The organism is Pseudoalteromonas sp. B62 (genome assembly GCF_037162565.1).
Lineage (GTDB): Bacteria > Pseudomonadota > Gammaproteobacteria > Enterobacterales > Alteromonadaceae > Pseudoalteromonas > Pseudoalteromonas fuliginea.
Window position 1 is genome coordinate 3,638,975 of record NZ_JARLVB010000002.1, and the last position, 22,845, is coordinate 3,661,819.

Genomic DNA, 22,845 nt, shown 5'->3' on the forward strand with positions numbered 1-22,845 from the left:
AACGGAGCAATTAGACGCAATGAGCGACGGTAACTCGCAATCTAGCCAGGGTTCTTCTGGCAAAACGTGGTTGGGTAGAATAGCCCAAATGTTGCAAGGGGAACCCCAGAATAGAGAAGAGCTGGTCGAAGTTATTGCCGATGCGCAAGAACGAGACGTAATCGATCCAGAAACAAAAGAAATGATAGAAGGTGTGCTTGGCGTGTCTGAGCTTAAGGTGCGAGACATAATGGTTCCGCGCTCACAAATGATCACTCTTGAGATCGACAGCCCGCTTGAAGAGCTAATTCCAATGATGGTCGATTCAACTCACTCACGTTTTCCAGTGGTGATTGAAGACAAAGACCATGTAGAAGGTTTTTTACTCGCTAAAGATTTGCTACCGCTTATCTTAAATAAAGACGAGCATTTACCATCAATACGCGATTATTTACGCCCAGCAATGGTAGTACCTGAAAGCAAACGTGTTGATACATTGCTAAACGAATTCCGTCAGCAACGCTACCATATGGCTGTTGTTATTGACGAATACGGCGGCGTATCTGGCTTAGTAACGATTGAAGATATTCTTGAAATAATTGTTGGCGAAATCGAAGATGAGCACGACGAAGAAGAAGAACATCAAGATATTCGTCAACTTGCTAAACATGTCCACGTAGTGCAAGCACTCACTCCTGTAGATGACTTTAACGAGCATTTTAAAACAGGCTACAGCACAGACGAAGCCGATACTATTGGCGGAACTGTACTGCACGCATTTGGCCATATGCCAAGCCGTGGTGAAACGATTGACATAGAAGGTTACCAATTTAAAGTAACCAACGCCGACAATCGTCGTATTTTGCAACTGCAAGTCACCGTTCCTAAGGCTGATGATAACGACAGTGAAGAAACTGCTAACTAGACTTACCCTATTAGCAAAAGATAAAAAAGCATGGCTCGCACTCGTTGCGGGCCTTGTTTTAACTTTTGGCTATGCCCCTTTTGAAATTTGGCCCATCGTATTTATTAGTCTTGGCGCCATAATTTTTTGCAGTAATCCCAATAATACCGGTAAAGCACACGCAAAAACTGCTGCTAAATATGGCTTTATATTTGGCCTGGGCTGGTTTGGTGCAGGTATAAGCTGGGTACATGTCTCTATTGCCACATTTGGCGGCATGCCGCTTATTGCGTCGCTCTCGTTAATGGCCTTACTGTGTTCATACTTAGCGTTATTTCCCGCACTTGCCTTTTGGGCAACTACTCGTTTTGCCACAGGCCCTAAAAGCTTTGGCGCATTACTAATTGCCTGCTTTGCAATTAGTGAGTATTTACGTGGCACCGTACTTACCGGTTTCCCGTGGTTAAGTTTTGGCTACACACAAACCGACGGACCTTTAAGGCTGCTTGCCCCTTATATTGGCGAGTTTGGCTTAACTCTTACCTGTGTCGCTATTGGCTTTGCACTGTATAGACTTATCCAAAAAGATTTTAAAACCCCGGCGGTTACGGCTACAGCTGTTGCGCTTATTTTTGCAGGTGCAAACACCACAGGCAGTATTCATTACACAGATAAAAACATGTCAGTATTGCTCGTACAAGGCAACATACAGCAACACCTGCGCTTTGAGCCAAGTGAGTTTTGGACCACAATGAGCAAATACCAAGACCTGACACGCCCACATTGGGATGCAGACTTAATAGTATGGCCCGAAGCCGCAGTGCCTGAAATAGAAATGCTTGCTGATTCCTACCTAGCCAATTTAGACAGTGCCGCTTCGTTTAATAAAACCGCCCTTGTAACCGGTATTGTTGACTACCAGCGAGACACTAAAAACATATTCAATACGCTTATTGTGGTTGGTAATAAAGAACGCGGCGACGAGCACGGGCATTACCATTACCTTGATAAAAACCGTTATCAAAAACACCAGCTATTACCTATTGGAGAATTTGTACCGTTTCAAGACTTTTTGCGCCCAATCGCGCCTTTGTTTGATTTACCTATGTCGTCGTTTACGCGTGGCGACAAAGTGCAAAATAACTTGCGCGCCAACGGCTACAACTTACTCCCCGCTATTTGCTACGAAATTGTTTTTGCCGACTTAGTACGCGGAAATTACAAAAGCGATTCCGACCTACTCTTTACGGTAAGTAACGATGCCTGGTTTGGCGACTCCATTGGGCCATTGCAACATATGCAAATAGCCCGTATGCGCGCGCTCGAACTACAACGCCCTCTAGTACGTGTTACCAACAATGGGGTAAGCGCCGTATACGACCCCATAAGCCACACACAACAAACCATGCCACAGTTTGAAGCTACTACATTGAAAGCCAACATTAAGCTTATACAAGGCGACAGCGTATACAGCCAATACGGCAACATGTTTGTGTGGGGATTTGTGTTCTTGCTGGGTGTTGTTGGGTTTGGGCTAAAACTAAAAGATAAAAGAAATATTTAAAATTAAAGCGTGGTAAGATAATTATCGCGCTTTAATTTCAAGCCAAAATAGCAGCCTAAATTAATTGAAACTAAAGTTTTAACATTCGCGATATAAACTGCAGTGCCTCATTTTTTAAACCTTCAAATTTACTGTCGCTTACTTCTGGTCTAGCAACTATTTGACTATAAATCACACGGGTGTTTTTTGATTTAATATTTGTGATCAAAGCGTGTACTTTATTTAGAGTTGCTTTATCTAAAGCACTGACTAAATCAGGAATATCGTCGTCACAGTTTAAGAATAAATACAGCAAATTAGCTTTGCTGACAGGATCCTTGCCATCAATAAATTGTAAAATAAGGTTATTCATAGGGATTTTATAATCTCTCTGTTCACTGCTAAAGCCCATGCGAGGGCTAAAGCCCTTATAAATTTTTAATAGCGCAAACAAAGTTCCACGTGTAAAAGAGGTACGTTGCTCAAATAAGTCGTTTATTATTCTTTCTGAAAAAAGGTATTTCATAAATACACTTTCTGGATCAAATTGCTCACTTTTTACAATAAACGATGTTAGAAATTCTAGAGATTTCCTTGATGACCGAACATTAATCGCTTTTTCAAATAATTGTTTAACGGTCGTTTCATCTTTAATTTCATTGTAAAGAATATGCCAACCATAATGCTTGATTGACTCAAGCCAAAAGCTAGAAGTCTCATCATTTTCCACAGCAGCGCATAAGTCAGTAACTGCTTGGTTTGTTATAGTAGCGTTGCCACCACTCGCTATTTTATTTAACGTTTCAAAAACGTGCCTTTGTTTAAGCTTTTTCGTTGTAAGCCTGCCTTCTATTAACGAGCTACTTATATGCTCGTATTTATAAAATGATAAAACATGATTTGGTGGGTTATCTTTTGAAATGCATATTTCGTTACTTTTCTCCTCAATAAAAATATCAATTAAGCCAAAGTGCTCTAGGCAAGCTTTTATAAGTTCTTTATCTAAATTATCGTCGGGAGAGAAGTTACCGGCAATAAATTTAGTTAATGGTTGGCTTTTAAAGGACTTTTTATTTAATAACACTATTAGTACATCGTAAATAACTGGACTATTATTTTTCAATGCCTGAAGTAAAACAAGGTCGTAAAATAACACTTCACCACGCAGCTCCAGCCAAGCAGATTTAATTTGCTCTTCAAGAGTGTGTAATGCTCTAAATGAAGATAATAATTGATTAATGAGTTGTGGGCATCCAAGTACATATTGATCTAAAAGAACTTTTTGATAATACTCTTGTATATTATTATCAATTAAATTATTTTCTAACTCTTTAATTTCATTAATAAAATTTGATTTTGAAAAATCAAATCGGATTGGGCAAATACGCAGTAAAGCATCTGAAAACTCTGGGCGGTTTTCACCTGCAAAAATATAATCTATACCTCGCAGTCCTTCTAATCTATCTAGCAGGCCAGCAAGCACATGGAGACTGTCTAGCGCCTTTTGATTTCGATCGAGATCTTGAATTGTTACTAATAACCTTAAATTTGCGGCATTAATTACATCACTTAAGCTTTTTAAAAGTGCATCTGGAGATGTAGGTTTATGCATAAACGCTGCAAATATTTTAGAAGACGTATTACCTGCATTCATAGCTGAAATATAGTGCGACGGTAAAGAGCGGAATTTACACATATCAATCTCAGTGCTTAGTGCTATTAGCACTTCATCTAATACATATTGGATAATAGATTCAGCTTCAATCCCCCACAGATCAATATTACAGTGAACTAATTTAGGTAGTTCTTTTTTATTTTTTAGTTTATCAACTGCTAAATTTATTGCCGTTGTTTTCCCGACACCAAACGGTCCACATATTAAAATGCGTATACTCTTTGCTTGATTTTTCTCATCGCATAAAGTTTTTTCAATTTGTTTAGCGATATGCCGCGTTGAATCGTTGTTTTTTGGGTCATCAATACATAGAGGGGTTATTTTTTGCGTAATACGAACTTTTAAAAACTCAAGTGCAGGTAAAAATACTAACCCAGCTATAAGAGGTAAATATAAAAGTACTAACTCTAAACTAATCAAAGAACCGGTTGCTCTAGATTCAAAAAACAACCAAATAGCAATAGTCCATGTTACTGATAGCATGAGAGAAGGATACCGCCAATTAAATTGCCAATATCTTTTAAATTATAGATAGAAAAGCTATCTGCAATTTTGTCTACGGCTAAGCCTGCTAAAAATAATAATGCAGCGTAACCATACGTGGATGTGAAATTTGAAGTATTAAATGCTTTTTGAAGAAGGTTAGTCCAAGCAAGCCACAATCCTTGATTAATCGTTACTGAAGACATAATTAAAAACAAAATATATGTAATAACACCATATAAAATTAATGTCGTATAGCGAGAAAAAGTTACCATATTCATCCATGTACTCAATATTTACTTTTTTATATGCTAACACGCCCTAATATAAACAGAAAAATAGTCTGAGCTACTTTATGTCTCAATGCAAGCTAGTTGATAGGAACTACAAGTTGTTTGTTGGGTTTCGCTTCGCTCTTCCCAACCTACGTCAATTTACTTTTTAATCCAGCCTATACTTAAAATATAACGAGTACCTTGTTCTATTTTTAATACTTGATGCTGCTCAATATCGGGCCTGAAAAGTTTAACTCGGCTGTAATTTATAATTGGATTTCCACAAATAAACTCACCACCTTTTGCGGCATGCTTCAACACAATATTGAGCCTAAAATGTCTGCCAGTTTTTACTTCATCGATATGCGGTTTTATTTCACTCCCTTGTGGGAATTTAATTAAGTATACATCAAATTTTAAAGGGAATAGTATGCGGCACAATAACATTTTATCGTAGCCCGACTCTTGTCGCCCTTGCTGCCAACTAAATAATTTTCTTGCCATAACTACACTTTCACTCGTTCTAAAAATCCTTTTTAAAATGTTAAAACCACTTAAACTTTAATTCTGCAGAGTGTACTCTGCTCGCCTGCGGTCTTAATAGATTGCAGTGAATATCAATATAGCTACTCTTATTTGGTTCTATAAATATGTCATCGCTTTTACCTAAACAATTACCAACAAATTTGCCGTTCTCATCAAATGTAGAAGCAATAACTCCACCAGCATATATGCTTTCGTTGGTTATATTTTTTAGCTCTGCAGTTATTCTTACACGCCCATTTTCTTTAAAAATATCAGAAAGAGTAAGTTTGTAATCATTACTTAAATCAGACGTGCTATCTAATACTTTATTAGAAACCAGCTCTTTAAATCCACTATCCACTTCAGCGGCTATTGTTAGCGCGTACACACTAATACCACCTAGAGTTGCAATTACAAACCCTACTCCCCAAAAAAAGCCTTTTATAATGTCATTGAAATTATTATTCATTTAATTCCCTTTTAATTTTTACCACTGAATTTCGTAAATACTATACCCAAAGTAACTCCTTTTCTCTTACCAAGTTTACAGGTTAAAGTTTACCGTTTTAATAAGCTTTTTAACCCATAATACCAACTAAGTGCGGCGGCTGTGCCATGAGTTTCATCTTCAAAGTAACGTTGATTTATAATTAGATTATCGCTTGAGTGTGCTTTTAACTTTTCAACAAATGCTAAACCCCATCGGTAATTTGTTTTACCAATTTCGCCAAACGCTTCGCCGTTATCTGCAAAGGTAAAATACACATTGCCTTTAAGCAGCTTATTTATTAGTTGCTTCTCATCAAAATAACGGTTTAGGTAGTTATTATCCCACAGGTAAGTTGCATCAATAATTAAGTAATCTGTAAATAGCGCATGGTTGGTAAGCAATACATAGCTTGCGAACAAGCCACCAAAAGACTCGCCAATTAATACGCGTTTAGTTGATGTGCGGTAATTTTTATTAATCAGTGGAATAAGTTCATTTTCAAAAAAGGCGCTGTAGTTTGCAGCGTTGCCAATATTTTCAAACTTTTCGAGTAGCTTACCGTTAAAAGTCCAATCGACATTGGTAGGGGTAAAGTCGCGCTCTCTTATCGCATTTTTACTGTTAGGAATAGCAACAATAATAGCTTCTTGTATTTGCTGCTCTAGCCGTTCTGTACTAAGTGCCTCTACTAGCCCAGCAACTGCTTTTAAATGGGTTGGGTCACCATCAAGCAAGTAAATCACAGGATATACTTGATTCGGGTTTTTACTGTAGCTTAGCGGTAAATAAACACTATAATTACGCTGTTCATTTAAAATACTAGATTTTAGCTGATAGGTTTTGGCTAAAATAATAGACTCTGAGGCATTTACATTTACTGTAAAAAATAAATATAAAAATATTATTGATAAGACTTTCATACATATCCTTGTATTAATAACAAACCAAGAAGGAACGTCTGGCCTTCTTTCAACAATCAAAACACCGCTTTTATTGCTAAGCAGCCAAGCTATTCCTTAATTCGTGACGTTAACTTTTTATATATCGCATCTTTATCGCGCTTACCAATTGCAAGTACATAGACCACAATTTCGTTATCAATAACCTCGTAAGCTAGGCGATACCCTGCCGTGCGCAATTTTATTTTGTAAACATTATCAAAGCCTCGCAACTTGGATGCAGGCACATGTGGGTTATCTAAGCGTTCAATGAGCTTCTTTTTAAACTGACTTTTAAGTGGGGGCGCTAGCTTTCCCCATTCCTTTAACGCCGCAGGCAAAAACTTTAACTTATAAGTCATCTATACTGACTTCAACCGCTTGAGATAAATCGCCTCTGCGGCTCTCAACAACTTTAGTTAGTTCATAATCATCCAGTTGTTCCATAATTAGCTCATACATTGGTGCAGGTACTAAGTAAGCAGCGGGCTTGTTATGATTTAATATGGCTATTGCAGCACCATCTGCTTCATTTAAAAGCGCTGTTGGATTTTTTTTAAGTTCTGAAATACTTGCCGAACAATCAGCTAAAACTTGTCTCATAAAACACCTAAAAAGAACTAAATTAAGTCCTAATTTTAGACCTTTTTTTATTTATAGCTATTCTTTTTTATAATCTTGTTAGTTTTTATTACTCTTTCACTGCATCTATAACTGTTTCAACATCCACAACTTGATTCAAGTTACCTTTAATAACCACAGTCGCTGATATTTTATCTTGAATAGCTTGCCTGTTTGGATCCCAATATATCTGCAGGAACCCTAGTAGCCCTGTGGCAAAGCCTGCACCGTAGCCGCCGTAGCGACCAAAACAATCTAATAAACCTAATGGCTCACCGCTTAGGGCGACAACACGGATATTACAAACCTTTTTACCCGGTGTTTGGCCGCGCCAAAGTAACGAGAACAACGTAAAGTAAACAGCAGCCCAGCCAAACCCTAAACCTAGGTCTTGAATAATGCCTTTGCTCCACTGCAAAATACTATTTGTGCTTGTTTGTGCAGGTTTTTCTTCTATTAACTGTGCAGGCTTTATTTCGTTATTTTCACTGACCACTAATAGTTGTAAAAGTACGGTAGCAAGTTGTGGGCTTTGTAGGTCGTCCATTTCTGCTAATTTGGGAACTTGCCCTATTAAATTATCAAACGCGTTTTGTTGGCAAGGTTGCTCACAGCTTTCATCGGCTGTTTGCGCTAAATAAGTATTTACCCGTTGTTTTTCTGTGGCGGTAAGCTGTATTTCATCTTGTATTTTTACGCCCTGAACAGCTAAACCTTGATCAGTGTTACCGTCTTCTAGGTAATCAATGCCAATTGAAAGCACAGTAAGTGCGCTTACAAATAAAATACTTGCTGCCGTTATTTTTAATATTCTTCGCCACACATTCGACATTTTTGGAAGGTATTGCTGTGCCGTGCCTTTATAAAAGGCCATTGCAGCGACAAACGCTATTAAAGCCGCGCTAAGCTTGGCCGCTAAAAATATCAGTGCAACATCAATAATAATCGCTAGTGCACGCTGAATAGGTGTAGCTAAAGGCAAGCCCAATAAAGCACTGTCAATTTTAAAGGCGTAGGGGGTAACAACTTCTCGGGTTTCAGAATTTGATAATTCTAATTGTTCTATCTCTTTGGCTTTCATTTGTATTCTTATTATTAAATTAGGTAGCCGCATTAAGTTACGCGTTTTTTATTTGTTGCTCAACATTAACTTTTACCCCAATTTACTAAAAGTATCGTCTCGGCCAATGGGATAAAAGGAAATATAAGCCTCAAATTACAAACTTTAATTTATAAATGTACCTATTGAACATATATTAATGCTCGAATTCCTTTCATCCTTAAAATTGAATCTGAAAAAAATTAAATAAGATATCGCTTCGAGGCTCTCCTCTTGTTTCATCAGTAGGCAACAGCTACGGTGAATATATTGAGAGCGCTTTGATACAAGAATTAAAACTAGCAAAACTATGGTCTGGCGTTGTAACAAAGCAAGTCTCGGGAAAAGTAATTGAGCAAGACATTGATGTAACAGGTTTCTCTGAAGGCAGTGCGTTTATAAAAGTTAAATTTACTGTATCAGGTGGCGATATTACTTTATTTGATAAGGTAATATCTGCCGAACACACTTTCGACTCTTCTTTTCTCGGAGCAATTGCAATACCAAACGGGCAGCGAAGTTATGTAGAATTAGTTCAAAAATTGCTTACGAATCTATACGCTGATGAAGAATTTATAGCTTCAATAAAGTAAATAAACTAAAAAGGAGCTTTATGATTTCATACAGCTCCTTTTTTATATTACATAAATTTGTTTACTTTAAAATTACTAAGCGCTCATCAATAGGCTCACTTTTAGGTAAGCGATGCCTAAACTCTCTGCGTAATAACATAAAACTAATAACTGCCTGAACAACAACTGTGCTTGCCGATAAATACCATAACTGCGTTAAATTAAAGCCATCCATTTGGCTTAATAAAAGAGCTGGTAAAACAAATAAAATAATCCGCAGTGTAGTACTATAAAGTGAAGGGAGTGTGTTACCGAGAGACTGAAATAGCCCCGAACACGTAAACACTATGCCCGTAGGAATAAAGTTAATACAAATAATTTGTAAAAATGTAGCTGCAACTAAAATAACATTTTGATCATCAGAGAACCCTTGCACTAGTAATTCTGGAATAAAAAAGCAAACTACGCTTAACACTGCCATTAAACTACATGTCATTAGGGCTGACCAAAAAAAGGTTTCTCGGACACGGTCAAATTGCTTTGCACCAAAATTTTGACCCGCGACGGCTGGTGCAGCAAACGCAATTGCCATTGCAGGTAAAAACAATGACTGCATTATGCGAGAACCTAAACCAAAGCCAGCTTGGGCTTCAGGTCCAAAATGTTGAATTAACCAATAAATTAACCCCATATATGCAAACATTAAAAAGAATTCACCTCCTGCGGGTAATCCAATCCCTAATAAGCGCTTTATAATAGCGCTATCTACGCGCCATAAACTGACTTTAAAGGTAACGAACTTTTCAGCCTTAACAAAGTATACGCATAGCATTACTACCGCAACAACTACCGAAATAGTACTTGCCAACCCAGCTCCGGCTATACCCATTGGAAAGTCAGTTCCCCAACCTATAATTAAAATAGGAGATAAAATAATATTGACGATAATAGACAAGGTTTGAATCAACATAGTTGGCTTAACAATACCGGCTCCTCTTAACGCAGCACTAACTGCAACTAAAGGAAACTGCAATGCCATACCCGGCAAAAACCAATGCAAATAACGTTGTCCCGCTTCAATTGTTGCAAGGTCTGTTGAAATGCTAGTTAAGTATGTATCAGACCCTAAATAACCTAAAAACATGACAACCAAGGCCATTAAGCTAGCCAGCATCATACTTTGATTAAACACTGCATTTGCATCTTTGGCATCTTTTCGACCCGCTGCATGAGAAATCAACGCGGTTGTTCCCACATTAAGAATTTGCGTGAGTGCAAAAATTAAAAACATTGCATTACCCGCTAAGCTGAGTCCTGCTAAAGCATTTCCACCTAAATTACCTACAAAATATAAATCAACTAAAAAATACAATGTTTGAATTATCATTCCTATCATCATAGGAATAGCCATTTTGATTAAATGCTTCGGTATGGAGCCACGAGTTAGATCATGCATATTATTATCTTAACCATTAATAAGAATAGTTATCATAACAAGTTGCGTGCAATTAAGCATACTTTTAATAGTTATGGAAAGGTGTTTTATATAGCGTGAATTTCATACTACAACTTTGCTATACTGGCCGTAAGTCTTCATTAAATGATTCATTATGATTCCTTCAACATACCCTCTTTTTTGGCGAGATAACGCCCTACCTTATGTAGAACTAAGGCAAGTTTTGGATGGTCGAAAAGTAACTTACGCCGCCCATTCTCATGCTCAGTGGTCAATTGGTGCTATTTTAGAGGGCCAAAGTGAATTTATTTGTGAAGACAAACTTTACCAAATAGATAAAGGCACTTTAGTGCTAATGAACCCCGATGCTGTACACGCATGCAACCCCAACCAAAACTCGCCCTGGGCTTATTATATGATGCATGTAGATAAAAGTTGGTTAGCTCAATTGCTTGTTAAGTTTAATATAAGGGCAAGTAACCACTGGTATAATAGCCAACCTGATACATTAACGACCCCTGTATTTTACCAGCAGTTTGTTTTAGTTTGCCGAAACCTTATGTCGAATAAGCTGTCTTCTTTAGAAAAAGAGTCTTTGCTTAGCCAGTATTTGATTACGTTATTTGAATACATCGATAGCACTGATATTAAAGAAAATACGTGCCTACCTCCTAATAGGCTGTATAAAGTTGCAAACTACCTCGCCCTTTATTGTCAGGATGACGAACCAATTAAGGTTATTAGCAAAAAATTTGGCTTTAATACTAGCTACTTGATACGTACATTTAAACGCCACTTCAATATGAGTCCACATGCTTATCGGATAAATCTGCGTATACAACTAAGTCAACAAGCGCTTAAGCAAGGCGATGCCATTTCAACGGTGGCTCAAAATGCAGGATTTAGTGATCAAGCTCATTTTCAACGTGTATTTAAACAGCGGGTTGCTGCAACACCAGCACAATATCGACGCTGTATTTAGAATAAAAACACATTAGCTTATAATAAAAAAGCAACTCCCGGCAAGTAACACTGCCAATGCTTTATTCATAAAACGTATTTTTGCAGGACTTTGAAAGTACTGCCCTAGCACTATACCTATCCATACCCACACGCTCAGCGACAACCAGCAAATTGGTAAATACACACTGGCAAACGTAAACACTTCAAATAGCTCTGCATTAGGGATGTAAGTCGCAATTCCCGATAGTGATGCTAACCATGCTTTTGGGTTTAGCCATTGCATGATTACCCCAGTAATAAAGGTAGGTGAACTTTTATTACTGTCTGAGTTTAATTCACCATTATCTACAAATAATTGATAACTTAAATAAAGTAAAAAAGTAATACCAGCCCATTGCAATACTTCAGTGATCCATTGCAATTTATCAAGAAGATAGTTTAAACCCCATCCAATAACTAAAAACAAAAAAATAAACCCAAGTGTTGCACCGGTTATAAATATTAAGCCATTTCTTAGCCCATACCGTGCGCTGCTCAATGAAACTAAATTAACTGGCCCTGGCGATAAAGACGCAGCTAATGCAAATAACGACATTGACATAATTAAAGATAAAGTCATGGTTCACTTTCTAATTAATTCAAACTGATGGTGAGTATCTACATTAAATAGAGGCTGGTATTGAACAAAATTGACTTAATCAAATAAAAGTAAGTTATTTCGCGCATATCAATACTAGTTTTTGATTTTCAGCATTGTGAACTATTAATATTTTTAGTCGTATCAATAAAGTGTTAATTCATTAGGATCGACCATGACCACTAAACAGCTTTCGTCACTGTTTGTATTTAACTTAGTCTTAGCGACAAGCGAGGCCAATGCAAATCAGCAATGGTATGTTATTAGCGACTCTGTAATGGGCGGCGTATCTAATAGCCAAGTAACAAAAACACAAGATAGCTTGCTGTTTACAGGCAATGTTTCGCTTGATAATAACGGCGGTTTTGCATCAATACGTACCGAAATTGACACGCAAGGTCAAAACTCAAAAACTATAGCGCTGCGTGTTAAGGGCGATGGGCAAATCTATCAGCTTAGGCTCAGAACAACTACTTACCTTGATGGCGCAGCGTACATCCACTCATTTAAAACAATAAAAAGCGAATGGGTAGAAATCAACTTTACCCCGAGTGATTTTACTTTAACGTATCGCGGACGAGTGCTTGAGCAACAGCCTATTATTGATTTTAATGATATAAAACAGCTAGGCTTTATGATTGCAGGTAAGCAAGAAGGTAAATTTAAACTTGAAGTGAGTAAAATCGAATTTAAAAGCTAACCCACCAGCATGTTAGTGGCGCTATACAGTATAGTCGTGATCGCCCCGCCTTTTCATTTCACTAATAACCAGCTCAACCATTTGTTGCTTTATTGCCGCTTGCTCTGATTTTAACTCCCCTAATTGCAGCTCTAACATATCTATTTGCTCTTGCTGTTGCGTGTTTTTATATTTTTTAGAACCTAGGTGCTCAGCGTCTAAAGTTAAACTCGCATCACTTTCATCTAGCTCACTTACAGAAGTATTTATAGTTAAACTACGTTGTACGGGGCTTTGTTTAAGTTTATTAATTTGCTCTTGCAACGCAATAACTCGCCCAGTGAAGTGTTTATATACTTTTTCGAGATTTTTATACTGATCGCCAAATGTTGCGTTATCTTCACTGTATTTTTGCGCTTTGGTATCTAAAAACTTTGATAACACATATTTTGGCTCTTCCTCATTCTCTTCCTCACTTCCTTTTTCAACAGCTAGTTTATCTGATTGCGCTAAAGGTTGAGTATTTGAGCTATGTACTTGGTATGGAATGGGAGCCGCTGAAATCTTCATTATTTTGTCCCTAAAATAGCTTGCCTCTTTTATAGGTATCGACCTCGTATTAAAATCCTTGAGTAAATTTTATTGTTAGCTAAAAACAAAAAGCCCCACTTTATTAAAGTAGGGCTTAGTAGTTTATTACTTCAAATAAAATTACTATTCAATTGCCAGTAACTCTACTTCAAAAATAAGTACTGAGGCAGGTGGAATACTGCCTACACGTTTTTCGCCATACGCTAATTGATGCGGTACATAAAACGTGTATTTATCGCCTGGGCTCATCAACTGTAGGCCTTCGGTCCAACCTTTAATCACTTGGTGCAAACCAAAACTAATCGGTGTTTTACGCTCTACTGAGCTGTCAAACACTGTGCCGTCGATTAGCGTGCCATGATAATGCACGTTAACCATACTTGTTGAGCTTGGTGTGTTTTCACTCTCACCTTTATGCATTACTTTGTACTGCAAGCCAGAAGCTGTTTCTACTATACCTTCTACTTTTGAATTAGCGGCTAAGTAATCTGCCCCTATTTGCGCATTTACGCCTGCTTGTTGTTTTGCTTTTTTACTATTTTTAAATATTAAAAAACAAAAAATGGCGATAACCACCGCCAAAATTATATTGATCATTATTAACCTTTTTCGTTATCTAGTTCTTCGTCTTTTTCGTCGTCATTATCGCCATTTACAATGTCGGCAATCTCTTTTAGACGCGCAAGCGCAATACCGTTTACTGAGTTTTCTGGATACTGGTCATCAATAATATCGCCTGCTTCTATATCCATTAATAAGTTAAGCGCTTGATCTACGGTTTCAACTGCGTAAATATTAAATTTACCCGCCTCTACCGCGTTGAGGATCTCGTCATCAAGTACTAAGTTAACTTGGTTTGATTTAGGAATAATAACGCCTTGCGAACCGGTTAAACCACGCATTTTACACAGTTTAAAAAAGCCTTCTATTTTTTCGTTTACGCCACCAATAGCTTGTACATCACCATGTTGGTTAATAGAGCCTGTCAGCGCGATAGATTGGCTAATAGGGAGGCTTGTAATAGATGAAATAAGCGCACAAAGCTCTGCTAAAGATGCACTATCGCCATCTATGTAACCATAACTTTGCTCTATGGCAATATTAGCACTAAGCGTTAAGCTAAACTGCTGTGCGTACTTATTGCCTAAATAGCCGGTAAGCAACATCACGCCTTTTGAGTGGATAGCTTTACCTAGTTCGGCTTCGCGTTCAACGTCTATTACGCCATCGGCTCCTGCATAAACAGTTGCCGTAATACGCGCAGGTGTACCAAACGAGGTATCGCCAATGTGTAGTACTGTTAAACCATTTACTTTACCTATAGCTTGGCCATCGGTTGCAATAAGTGTATGGCCTTCTTTTATATCGCTAAGCATGTTTTCGCTGATCTGACCGGTACGATATTGTTTGCCTTCAATGGCTTCGTCAATATGGTATGCATCAATAACCGTTAAGTTATCTTGTTTCGCGTAATAACTCGCTTCAGCAACTAATTCAAGCACATCAGCAAAGCGCGCCGAGAGTTTATTATGATGCTCAGCTTGGCGGTAACTAAATTTAAGTAACCGTACCATAGCAGCCTCTGTAGCGGTGCATTTTAATGTTTGCTCGCAATACTCAGTCACTTTGGTAATAAACTGGTACTGTAATTTATCGCTACTTGGTAAGTAGTAATCAAAATCGGCAAGTACTCTAAATAGCTCAGCAAATTCTTCGTCGTATTCACCTATGGTGTAGTACAACTCGCGCGAGCCCAATAAAATAATCTTCACATCAAGTGGAATAAGTTGCGGGCGAAGCGTAAAACTTGTCCCGACTGTGCTGTCTTGATAGGGTAAATCATTTTTTATTTGATGTGTTTTTAAACACAGCTTTAAACCATCCCACACTTGTGGATTAGCCATTATTTTTTCGGCATCCATTATTAAGTAACCACCATTGGCACGATGCAATGCACCGGGCTGAATTGAGCGATAACTCGTAATCAATGTACCTTGGGATGTAGCGTATTCAATTTTACCAAATATATTACCAAAGGTTGGGTTTGGCTCATAAACGACTGGCGCTGCGTCGTCTTCTTTAAATTCAACTAAAATGTTAGGTGCAAAAAAGTCGGTAAGCATACCTTTGCGGTCAAAGTCTTCTTTGCTTTCTTCGCTTTCGTCTTCGTCATCTAGCCATTCAAGTACCGCGTCGATAATTTCAACGCGAATATCTTTTAAATAACGCAGTACGCCAATGTGTGTCGCGTACTTATGTTCTAAGTCTTTTAAAAGTGGTTTAGTGGCTTGCTCTGCGGTCGATTTTTTAAGATTACGAAGTTTTTCTTTTGATTCGCGTTTCCACCGTGGTAGCTCTATTAACGCTTCTATTAATGCATCTTCTAGCTTTTCGATTTTTTCAAAAAACTCTTCGCGCAATGTTTCTTCAAGCTCACCAAATTCACTGTCGCTCAATTGTTTTCCATCAACAAGTGGTGCAAAACCCACTGAGCTTTTTCTTCTACTAGAGCAACACTTTGCTCAAGTGCTGCGATTTCAACTGCGGTAATTGCGCTGTCGTAAGCGTCGTTAAACTCGCGATCGATTGATTTTTTCTTGCGTTGGTACGCTGGATTATCAAATGCCGCTGGAAAAGTGTCGAGCACTTCATCTAAGAATGAGTCTATGTCGTCGCTAAGTTGCTTACTTTGCCCTGCTTGCATAAAAAGTGCGATAGGCTCACGGTGATCGGCGTAATTATTTACGTACAACCATTCATTAGGCGTTGCTCTGTCTTTTGCGTGTTGCTTAAGTTTATCTTTGACTAGCGTATAACGTCCATGAGCCGCTTCGCCCATTACATAAACATTATAGCCAGGTAAATCCATACCTAATGAAAAGTCGAGCGCACTTTGGGCACGTTGTTGGCCTATAAAAGTAAGTTGCTCTGGGTACGGGTTACTCATGCATGTATGTACATGATTACTAGAAATACTCGGTGCGAGCTTTGAAACAGATAGTGGCAGCAATTTTTTCGTCATTCTAACTTCTTTGTTTACCAGCATATTCACTGGCTTTTGGGCGTATTAAGTGGCACGCAGCCACCTAATACCAATATTTAAGGGTTCAGCGCCTTACGACTAAAGTAGATTCCATCACATTGCGTGCAAGGTATTATTTGCGTTGCGTGATAAATGTCGTGGCTATGGTTGCAATTCTTACATACTAATGTGCCCATGGCTATCCATTCGCCTGCGTGATACACCCCATTGTGCTTAAAATCTTGGCTTAAAGATTGCCACTCTAGTTGTGTTTTATCTTCTATGTGCGAGAGTTCAAACCATAAAGATTCTTTAAGTTCTTGCCATGCAAGCGAATTGTAATAAGCTTCGTGCTCAATAATGTGTTCAATATCATGCTTTAAGTAACTTTTATAAAGTTCATACCTTTCTTGACTTAAATCTTTTAGTGCCTGCTCAGATCCAACAAACCCAGAAATCACGTCTTTTACACCATGCTCTTTCACCTCTTTTAGCCAATGGGTAAAACTGCTAAGCCATGCTTTGTAATCAGTCATTTTTTACTCCTTCAAAATTGCTGTTAAATCAGTCTGTAACTTATGTATTTAGCTAACTACATTATAAAAAAGCAGGTTAACCTGCACTGAAAGTTACAATTTAATAAAAGCATGTTTTTGACGCTGTGAATAGTGTTTTATTTGGGGTATCCTAACGGCAATTTTTTATTAGTTTGCAAGAAGTCTGGAACCATAGATGCAAGAGCAATATAACCCGCAAGATATAGAGTCAAAAGTACAAAGCTACTGGGAAGAAAACCAGGTATTTAAAGTCACTGAAGATGAGAGCAAAGAAAAGTATTACTGCCTTTCTATGTTTCCTTATCCGAGTGGTCGACTGCATATGGGTCATGTACGTAACTACACCATCGGTGATGTTGTTTCTCGTTTCCAGCGCCTGCAAGGCAAAAACGTAATGCAACCTATGGGTTGGGATGCGTTTGGTTTACCTGCAGAAAACGCCGCTATTAAAAACAAAACAGCACCAGCTAAGTGGACATACGAAAACATTGATTACATGCGTACACAGCTTAAACAATTAGGTTTTGGTTATGACTGGGATCGCGAAATTGCGACGTGTCATCCAGAATACTACAAGTGGGAGCAGTGGTTTTTCACTAAGCTTTACGAAAAAGGCCTAGTGTATAAAAAAATGTCGACAGTTAACTGGGATCCAGTGGATCAAACAGTATTAGCTAACGAGCAAGTTATTGACGGTCGCGGTTGGCGTTCAGGCGCTGTGGTTGAGCAAAAAGAAATTCCACAGTGGTTTATTAAAATTACTGATTATGCACAAGAGCTACTAGACGACTTAGATCAGTTGGAAGATTGGCCAGAGCAAGTTAAAACAATGCAGCGCAACTGGATTGGCCGCTCTGAAGGCTGTGATATTGAATTTAAACGCACCGATAACGACGAAACATTTAGCGTATACACAACTCGTCCAGATACCTTTATGGGTGTTACGTATGTTGCTGTTGCCGGTGGTCACCCTATTGCGCAAGAAGCGGCTAAAAATAGCGATGCTATTGCAATGTTTGTTGAAGAATGCAAAAACACCAAAGTTGCCGAAGCAGACATGGCAACAATGGAGAAAAAAGGCATTGCAACAGGCTTTTACGCCACTCACCCATTAACGGGCGAGCAAGTACCAATTTGGGTTGCTAACTTTGTATTAATGCATTACGGCTCAGGCGCTGTAATGGCAGTACCTGCACACGATCAACGCGACTTTGAGTTTGCAACCGCTTACGGTCTTGATATAAAACAAGTCATTGCACCGGTTGAAGGTTCAGACCTTGAAGTAAACCTTAAAGAATCAGCGTTTACTGATAAAGGCGTACTTGTAAATTCAGGTGAGTTTAACGGCCTTGATTTTGACGCTGGTTTTAAAGCCATTGCGGATAAATTAGAAGCTCTCGGTGTTGGTGAGCGCAAAGTAAACTTCCGCCTGCGTGACTGGGGTGTGAGCCGTCAACGTTATTGGGGTTCACCAATCCCAATGCTTAGCGACGAAGATGGTAAAGAGCTTGCAGCAACAGAAGATATGCTACCCGTTCGCTTACCTGAAGATGTGGTAATGAACGGTGTAACTTCACCACTTAAAGCAGACCCAGAGTGGGCTAAAACAACAGTTAATGGCGCACCTGCGTTTCACGAAACTGATACGTTTGACACCTTTATGGAATCGTCTTGGTACTACGCACGCTACTGTAGCCCACGCTACAACGAAGGCATGCTAGATCCCGCGGCTGCTAACTACTGGTTGCCAGTAAACCAATACATTGGTGGTATTGAGCACGCTATTTTACATTTATTGTACTCGCGCTTTTTCCATAAATTATTACGTGACTTTGGTTTAGTAAACTCAGACGAGCCGTTTGACCGCTTACTTTGTCAAGGTATGGTGCTTGCTGAAACATTTTATCGTAAAGATGAAAAAGGCGGCGATATTTGGATCTCGCCAAGTGATGTAAACACTGAAACCGACGATAAAGGCCGCGTGACTAAAGCATGGCATAAAGAGGACGGTGAGCCAGTTTTCTCATCAGGCATGAGCAAAATGTCCAAGTCTAAAAACAACGGTATAGACCCGCAACATGTAATTGCCCAATATGGTGCAGATACTGTGCGTTTATTCATGATGTTTACAGCACCACCAGAGCAAACGCTTGAATGGTCAGACTCAGGTGTTGAAGGCGCGCATCGCTTCTTAAAACGTGTATGGAAATACGCGGTAGACGTTAAAACAGTAGGTTACCAAGCACTTGATAAATCAGCGCTAACAAACCCACAAAAAGTATTACGTCGCGACTTACACAAAGCGATTGCTAAAGTGACTGATGATGTTGAACGTCGTCAAACCTTTAATACCGCCATTGCAGCTATTATGGAGCTTTCTAATAAATTATTAAAAGCACCTTTAATAGATACCCAAGATATAGCAATTGCAAACGAAGCATTAGAAGCGCTTATTATTATGCTTGCACCTATTACGCCACATTTATCGCACGAGCTTTGGAAAGAGTTAGGTAAAGAAGGTGAGATTTTGGATGCTGCATGGCCAAAAGTTGATGAGTCGGCACTTGTTGAAGATGAAAAACTAATCATCGTACAAGTAAACGGCAAGCTCCGCGCTAAGTTAACCGTTGCAGCTGATGCAACGCAAGAGCAAGTAGAAACCCTTGCGTTTGCAGAATCTAATGTAACTAAATTTACTGATGGCTCAACCATTCGTAAAATCATTTACGTACCAGGCAAGCTACTTAACGTGGTAGCTAACTAATATGGCTGCATTTAACGCCATTAAAAACGGACTAGCCTTAGTGCTAGTCTGTTTTTTGATAACTAGCTGCGGGTTTCATCTAAAAAAAGCCTCTAGCATGCCTGATAACCTAAAACAGCTAACTCTTGTAGGTGATGATGAAAAGTCAGCCTTATTTGAAAGCCTTAAAAACGAGCTAAGAGCGAGTAATGTAGAGCTAATATCAGCAGCTAAAGATAAAGCCCAATTATATTTGTATAAAGAAAGTATTGAACGTCAAACACTATCGTTATTTCAAAATGGTCAAGTAGCTGAATACGAACTCGCTTATGGCGTATCGTATGTAGTTAAACGCCCTGGCGAAAAAGCCATTGAAAAGCGCTTTGAGCTTTACCGTAATTACCAAGACGATCCAGATCATGCGCTAGCTAAAGCAAAAGAGCTTGAGCTACTCATTAGCGAGATCCGTGAGCAAGCCAGTCGTCGTATTGTTAGAGAGCTGTCGCAACTATAATGCGCTGTTATGCTAATCAACTACCGAGTGAATTAAATAAAGGGCTAAAGCCCTTTTATTTAGTGTTTGGGGAAGAGCCTTTTCAAGAAGCACAGTGCGTACAACAAATTCGCGACAGTGCTAAAGCACAAGGCTTTGACGAAGTAATTAAGTTTACTTTAATGCAAGGATTCGATTGGCAAGAAATCATAGCTCAATATCAAAGCATGTCACTATTTAGCGCGCGCACTATTATTGAGCTTGATTTAAACCAACAAAAACCAGGCGTTATTGGCAGCAACACCTTTAAAAAAGTAATTGAGCTGGTTAATCCAGATACTATTTTAATTGTTAAAGGCGCTAAAGCCAGCCAAGAAGTACAACGCGGTGCATGGTTTAAAGCCCTTGATAAGCAAGGCGTATTTGTACCTTGCTACCCGCTTACCGGCACGCATGTAAAACGATGGCTTGATGAACAGTGCCAACGCTTATCGCTCAACATGCAAAACGATGCCAAACTGAGTTTAATAAATGCCACAGAAGGTAACTTATTAGCGTGCTTCCAAGAGCTTGAAAAGCTCTCACTACTGCACGGCAATGCATTAATTACTCAGCAATTAGTAATGCAAGGGCTGTTAAACCAAGCCAAGTTTGATATTTTTGATTTAAGCGATGCACTATTAAATGGCCACGCTAAACAAGCTATAAAAGTATTAAACAAACTTGCCAGCGATAACACCGAAGTGGTGAGTATTTTATGGGCTATAACCAAAGAGCTTAATACGCTAATAAATGTGCAACTTGGTTTATTAAATGGCGAACCAATCGCTAATTTATTTAAACAAAATGCTATTTGGAAAAACCAGCAAGGGCCAGTTCAAAACGCAATTAACCGCTTAAACATACACACACTTGAACAAATAAATAGTGATGTAGCTTTGTTTGATGCCAGTTATAAGCAAGGTAATTTAATTGCCCCTTACCAAGCGCTTGCTCATATTTGTATTAAATTTTGCCAGCCGCTCAACATTCCTATGCCGTGCCACGCGGTTAATTAATAAATAGCTAATAGGTGTTAAATGATCGCAATTTTTGGTGGCACTTTCGACCCTGTCCATTTAGGCCATATAAATATGGCGCAGCAATGTGTTAATGCGTTTAATTTAAACACGCTTTATTTTATGCCTTGTGCATTACCGGCGCATAAAGCAGCGCCTGGTATTAGTACGCAGCACCGTATTAATATGCTAAACGCGGCTATTGTGCCCTACCCTCATTTTAAACTCGATTTAAGAGAACTTAACCGAGCCGGCCCATCGTATTCGTTACTTAGCTTGCAAGAACTTCGTAAAGAGCACCCTACTACACCTATCTTATTTTTAATTGGTATGGACTCATTTAACAATCTCGATAAATGGTTTGAGTGGAAGGCAATTACGCAGCTTTGTCATATTGTGGTATATCAGCGCCCTGCTCAACATTGTACTGCAAGTGGTGAACTAAAAGGCTATATGCAAGATGCGAATGTAGACGAAGCAACCTTACTTGAGCACTCACTTGCTGGTAAACTTTATTTTTTACCGGGTAAAATGCTCGATGCTGCTTCGAGTACAATTCGCGAACAACTGAAAAAAAGCAATAAAAAGAATGAACTATTACCCGCTGCAGTGAGTCATTACATAGAACAGCATCAGCTCTATCAAATTGATGCTTAAAAACGCCTAGCGTGTTAAAATGCGCGCCATTAAATTTTTAAATTGAGACAAAACCTTGGATTCAAAACAACTACTCGCCTTTGCAATGGATAAAATTGACGATATGAAAGCACGTGACATCGTTCATATTGACGTAACAAAGACATCAGATATTACAGATTACATGGTAATTTGTTCTGGTACTTCTAAACGTCACGTGCAGTCAATTGCCGATCACTTAGCAAAAGAAGCGCGTCACGCAGATTCAGAACCATTAGGTTATGAAGGTGAAGGCGATGGCGAATGGGCACTGGTTGATTTAGGTGATGTAGTTGTACACGTGATGCAAAACGAAGCACGTAGCTATTACGATCTAGAAAAACTATGGGGCTAAACACGCACTCATTTTAGACAATGCTTGGAAGTAATACGTGAAAATACAAATGATTGCTGTTGGTACAAAAATGCCAGCATGGGTAGAAACGGGATTTGCAGAATATCAGCGCCGTTTCCCTAAAGATATGGCCCTTGAGTTAATTGAAATCCCTGCCGGTAAACGTGGCAAAAACGCAGACATAAAGCGCATTTTACACATTGAAGGTGAAAAAACATTAGCGGCTATTCCAAAAGGCAATCGTATTGTAACGTTAGAGGTAACAGGGAAAGCACTGGATACTCACCAACTTGCTAAAAATATGGAAAAATGGCAACTCGATGGTCGTGATGTAAGTTTACTTATTGGCGGACCTGAAGGGCTTGCTCCAGAGTGCATTGCAGCGTCTGAGCAAAAATGGTCGTTATCTAATTTAACATTGCCGCACCCCTTGGTGCGTATTATTGTTGCAGAGAGCCTTTACAGAGGCTGGAGCTTAAATAACAACCATCCTTATCATCGCGAGTAATGCC

Annotated in this window: 24 protein-coding genes and 1 pseudogene; 11 read left to right on the top strand and 14 right to left on the bottom strand. The window is 38.8% G+C overall.

What is annotated here, in order from left to right:
• Positions 1–19: 19 nt before the first annotated feature.
• Both corC and lnt read left to right on the top strand, forming a co-directional pair.
• On the top strand, positions 20–904 hold the full coding sequence (gene corC / locus P4S71_RS20995) for a CNNM family magnesium/cobalt transport protein CorC (protein ID WP_002958541.1): 885 nt from the start codon (positions 20–22) through the stop codon (positions 902–904).
• Positions 885–2,447, top strand: coding sequence for an apolipoprotein N-acyltransferase (gene lnt, locus P4S71_RS21000; protein ID WP_337151442.1), 1,563 nt, complete (start codon positions 885–887; stop codon positions 2,445–2,447). Before corC ends, lnt begins: the two co-directional genes overlap by 20 nt.
• A gap of 70 nt (positions 2,448–2,517) precedes the next feature.
• Here the strand turns inward: lnt and P4S71_RS21005 are convergent, their stop codons facing one another.
• The 8 genes from P4S71_RS21005 to P4S71_RS21040 form a co-directional block, all read right to left on the bottom strand.
• Positions 2,518–4,584 (bottom strand): P-loop NTPase fold protein, encoded by a 2,067-nt coding sequence (locus tag P4S71_RS21005; RefSeq protein ID WP_337151444.1) that lies wholly within the window; start codon positions 4,582–4,584, stop codon positions 2,518–2,520.
• Positions 4,572–4,859, bottom strand: a complete 288-nt coding sequence (locus tag P4S71_RS21010; RefSeq protein ID WP_337151446.1) for a hypothetical protein — start codon at positions 4,857–4,859, stop codon at positions 4,572–4,574. The genes P4S71_RS21005 and P4S71_RS21010 overlap by 13 nt, the downstream gene beginning before the upstream one ends.
• 159 nt (positions 4,860–5,018) lie before the next feature.
• Positions 5,019–5,363 carry a 2OG-Fe(II) oxygenase gene (locus P4S71_RS21015; RefSeq protein ID WP_337151447.1) on the bottom strand — a complete coding sequence of 115 codons (345 nt, stop codon included), beginning with the start codon at positions 5,361–5,363 and terminating at the stop codon, positions 5,019–5,021.
• A 40-nt stretch (positions 5,364–5,403) separates the two neighbouring features.
• Positions 5,404–5,853, bottom strand: a complete 450-nt coding sequence (locus P4S71_RS21020) for an ATPase (RefSeq protein ID WP_337151449.1) — start codon at positions 5,851–5,853, stop codon at positions 5,404–5,406.
• An 89-nt stretch (positions 5,854–5,942) separates the two neighbouring features.
• Complete coding sequence (locus P4S71_RS21025; protein ID WP_337151451.1) at positions 5,943–6,794, bottom strand: alpha/beta hydrolase; 852 nt, start codon at positions 6,792–6,794, stop codon at positions 5,943–5,945.
• An 89-nt stretch (positions 6,795–6,883) separates the two neighbouring features.
• On the bottom strand, positions 6,884–7,174 hold the full coding sequence (locus tag P4S71_RS21030; RefSeq protein WP_337151452.1) for a type II toxin-antitoxin system RelE family toxin: 291 nt from the start codon (positions 7,172–7,174) through the stop codon (positions 6,884–6,886).
• Positions 7,164–7,415, bottom strand: a complete 252-nt coding sequence (locus P4S71_RS21035) for a type II toxin-antitoxin system Phd/YefM family antitoxin (protein ID WP_033029102.1) — start codon at positions 7,413–7,415, stop codon at positions 7,164–7,166. The genes P4S71_RS21030 and P4S71_RS21035 overlap by 11 nt, the downstream gene beginning before the upstream one ends.
• A gap of 88 nt (positions 7,416–7,503) precedes the next feature.
• On the bottom strand, positions 7,504–8,514 hold the full coding sequence (locus P4S71_RS21040; protein ID WP_337151453.1) for an RDD family protein: 1,011 nt from the start codon (positions 8,512–8,514) through the stop codon (positions 7,504–7,506).
• A gap of 299 nt (positions 8,515–8,813) precedes the next feature.
• Here P4S71_RS21040 and P4S71_RS21045 point away from each other — a divergent pair, with 299 nt between their 5' ends.
• Positions 8,814–9,125: a hypothetical protein gene (locus P4S71_RS21045; protein ID WP_337151454.1), complete on the top strand. Its 312-nt coding sequence runs from the start codon at positions 8,814–8,816 to the stop codon at positions 9,123–9,125.
• Positions 9,126–9,186: 61 nt separating this feature from the next.
• Here P4S71_RS21045 and P4S71_RS21050 read toward each other — a convergent pair whose 3' ends face one another.
• On the bottom strand, positions 9,187–10,560 hold the full coding sequence (locus tag P4S71_RS21050) for an MATE family efflux transporter (protein WP_337151455.1): 1,374 nt from the start codon (positions 10,558–10,560) through the stop codon (positions 9,187–9,189).
• A 154-nt stretch (positions 10,561–10,714) separates the two neighbouring features.
• Between P4S71_RS21050 and P4S71_RS21055 the strand changes: the two genes are divergently transcribed.
• Positions 10,715–11,542, top strand: a complete 828-nt coding sequence (locus P4S71_RS21055; protein ID WP_306725153.1) for an AraC family transcriptional regulator — start codon at positions 10,715–10,717, stop codon at positions 11,540–11,542.
• A gap of 12 nt (positions 11,543–11,554) precedes the next feature.
• Here P4S71_RS21055 and P4S71_RS21060 read toward each other — a convergent pair whose 3' ends face one another.
• The gene (locus P4S71_RS21060) at positions 11,555–12,142 is read right to left on the bottom strand and encodes a LysE family translocator (protein ID WP_138584833.1); all 588 of its coding nucleotides are present in this window, start codon (positions 12,140–12,142) and stop codon (positions 11,555–11,557) included.
• A 193-nt stretch (positions 12,143–12,335) separates the two neighbouring features.
• Here P4S71_RS21060 and P4S71_RS21065 point away from each other — a divergent pair, with 193 nt between their 5' ends.
• The gene (locus P4S71_RS21065) at positions 12,336–12,860 is read left to right on the top strand and encodes a CIA30 family protein (protein ID WP_337151456.1); all 525 of its coding nucleotides are present in this window, start codon (positions 12,336–12,338) and stop codon (positions 12,858–12,860) included.
• Between the two features lie 21 nt (positions 12,861–12,881).
• Here the strand turns inward: P4S71_RS21065 and P4S71_RS21070 are convergent, their stop codons facing one another.
• The 4 genes and pseudogenes from P4S71_RS21070 to P4S71_RS21085 all read right to left on the bottom strand — a co-directional run bounded on the left by P4S71_RS21070 (position 12,882) and on the right by P4S71_RS21085 (position 16,988).
• Complete coding sequence (locus tag P4S71_RS21070) at positions 12,882–13,409, bottom strand: hypothetical protein (RefSeq protein ID WP_096792747.1); 528 nt, start codon at positions 13,407–13,409, stop codon at positions 12,882–12,884.
• 144 nt (positions 13,410–13,553) lie between these two features.
• Positions 13,554–14,027: an FKBP-type peptidyl-prolyl cis-trans isomerase gene (locus P4S71_RS21075; protein ID WP_096792746.1), complete on the bottom strand. Its 474-nt coding sequence runs from the start codon at positions 14,025–14,027 to the stop codon at positions 13,554–13,556.
• Positions 14,028–14,029: 2 nt separating this feature from the next.
• Positions 14,030–16,452 (bottom strand): annotated as a pseudogene (locus P4S71_RS21080) (Lon protease family protein).
• Positions 16,453–16,529: 77 nt separating this feature from the next.
• Complete coding sequence (locus P4S71_RS21085; RefSeq protein ID WP_337151457.1) at positions 16,530–16,988, bottom strand: zinc ribbon-containing protein; 459 nt, start codon at positions 16,986–16,988, stop codon at positions 16,530–16,532.
• Positions 16,989–17,184: 196 nt separating this feature from the next.
• On the opposite strand from P4S71_RS21085, the gene leuS reads away from it, so the two are divergent.
• Genes leuS through rlmH form a run of 6 tightly spaced genes read left to right on the top strand, consistent with a single transcriptional unit; the run spans position 17,185 to position 22,841 of the window.
• Positions 17,185–19,773 carry a leucine--tRNA ligase gene (gene leuS, locus P4S71_RS21090; RefSeq protein WP_033028516.1) on the top strand — a complete coding sequence of 863 codons (2,589 nt, stop codon included), beginning with the start codon at positions 17,185–17,187 and terminating at the stop codon, positions 19,771–19,773.
• A gap of 1 nt (position 19,774) precedes the next feature.
• On the top strand, positions 19,775–20,266 hold the full coding sequence (locus P4S71_RS21095; protein ID WP_033028517.1) for an LPS-assembly lipoprotein LptE: 492 nt from the start codon (positions 19,775–19,777) through the stop codon (positions 20,264–20,266).
• Complete coding sequence (gene holA, locus P4S71_RS21100) at positions 20,266–21,303, top strand: DNA polymerase III subunit delta (protein ID WP_007378256.1); 1,038 nt, start codon at positions 20,266–20,268, stop codon at positions 21,301–21,303. Before P4S71_RS21095 ends, holA begins: the two co-directional genes overlap by 1 nt.
• Positions 21,304–21,324: 21 nt before the next feature.
• Positions 21,325–21,960, top strand: coding sequence for a nicotinate-nucleotide adenylyltransferase (nadD, locus tag P4S71_RS21105; RefSeq protein ID WP_096792744.1), 636 nt, complete (start codon positions 21,325–21,327; stop codon positions 21,958–21,960).
• 55 nt (positions 21,961–22,015) lie between these two features.
• Positions 22,016–22,333, top strand: a complete 318-nt coding sequence (gene rsfS, locus P4S71_RS21110; protein WP_007378254.1) for a ribosome silencing factor — start codon at positions 22,016–22,018, stop codon at positions 22,331–22,333.
• A 37-nt stretch (positions 22,334–22,370) separates the two neighbouring features.
• Positions 22,371–22,841, top strand: a complete 471-nt coding sequence (gene rlmH, locus P4S71_RS21115) for a 23S rRNA (pseudouridine(1915)-N(3))-methyltransferase RlmH (protein ID WP_002958522.1) — start codon at positions 22,371–22,373, stop codon at positions 22,839–22,841.
• Positions 22,842–22,845 lie beyond the last annotated feature (4 nt).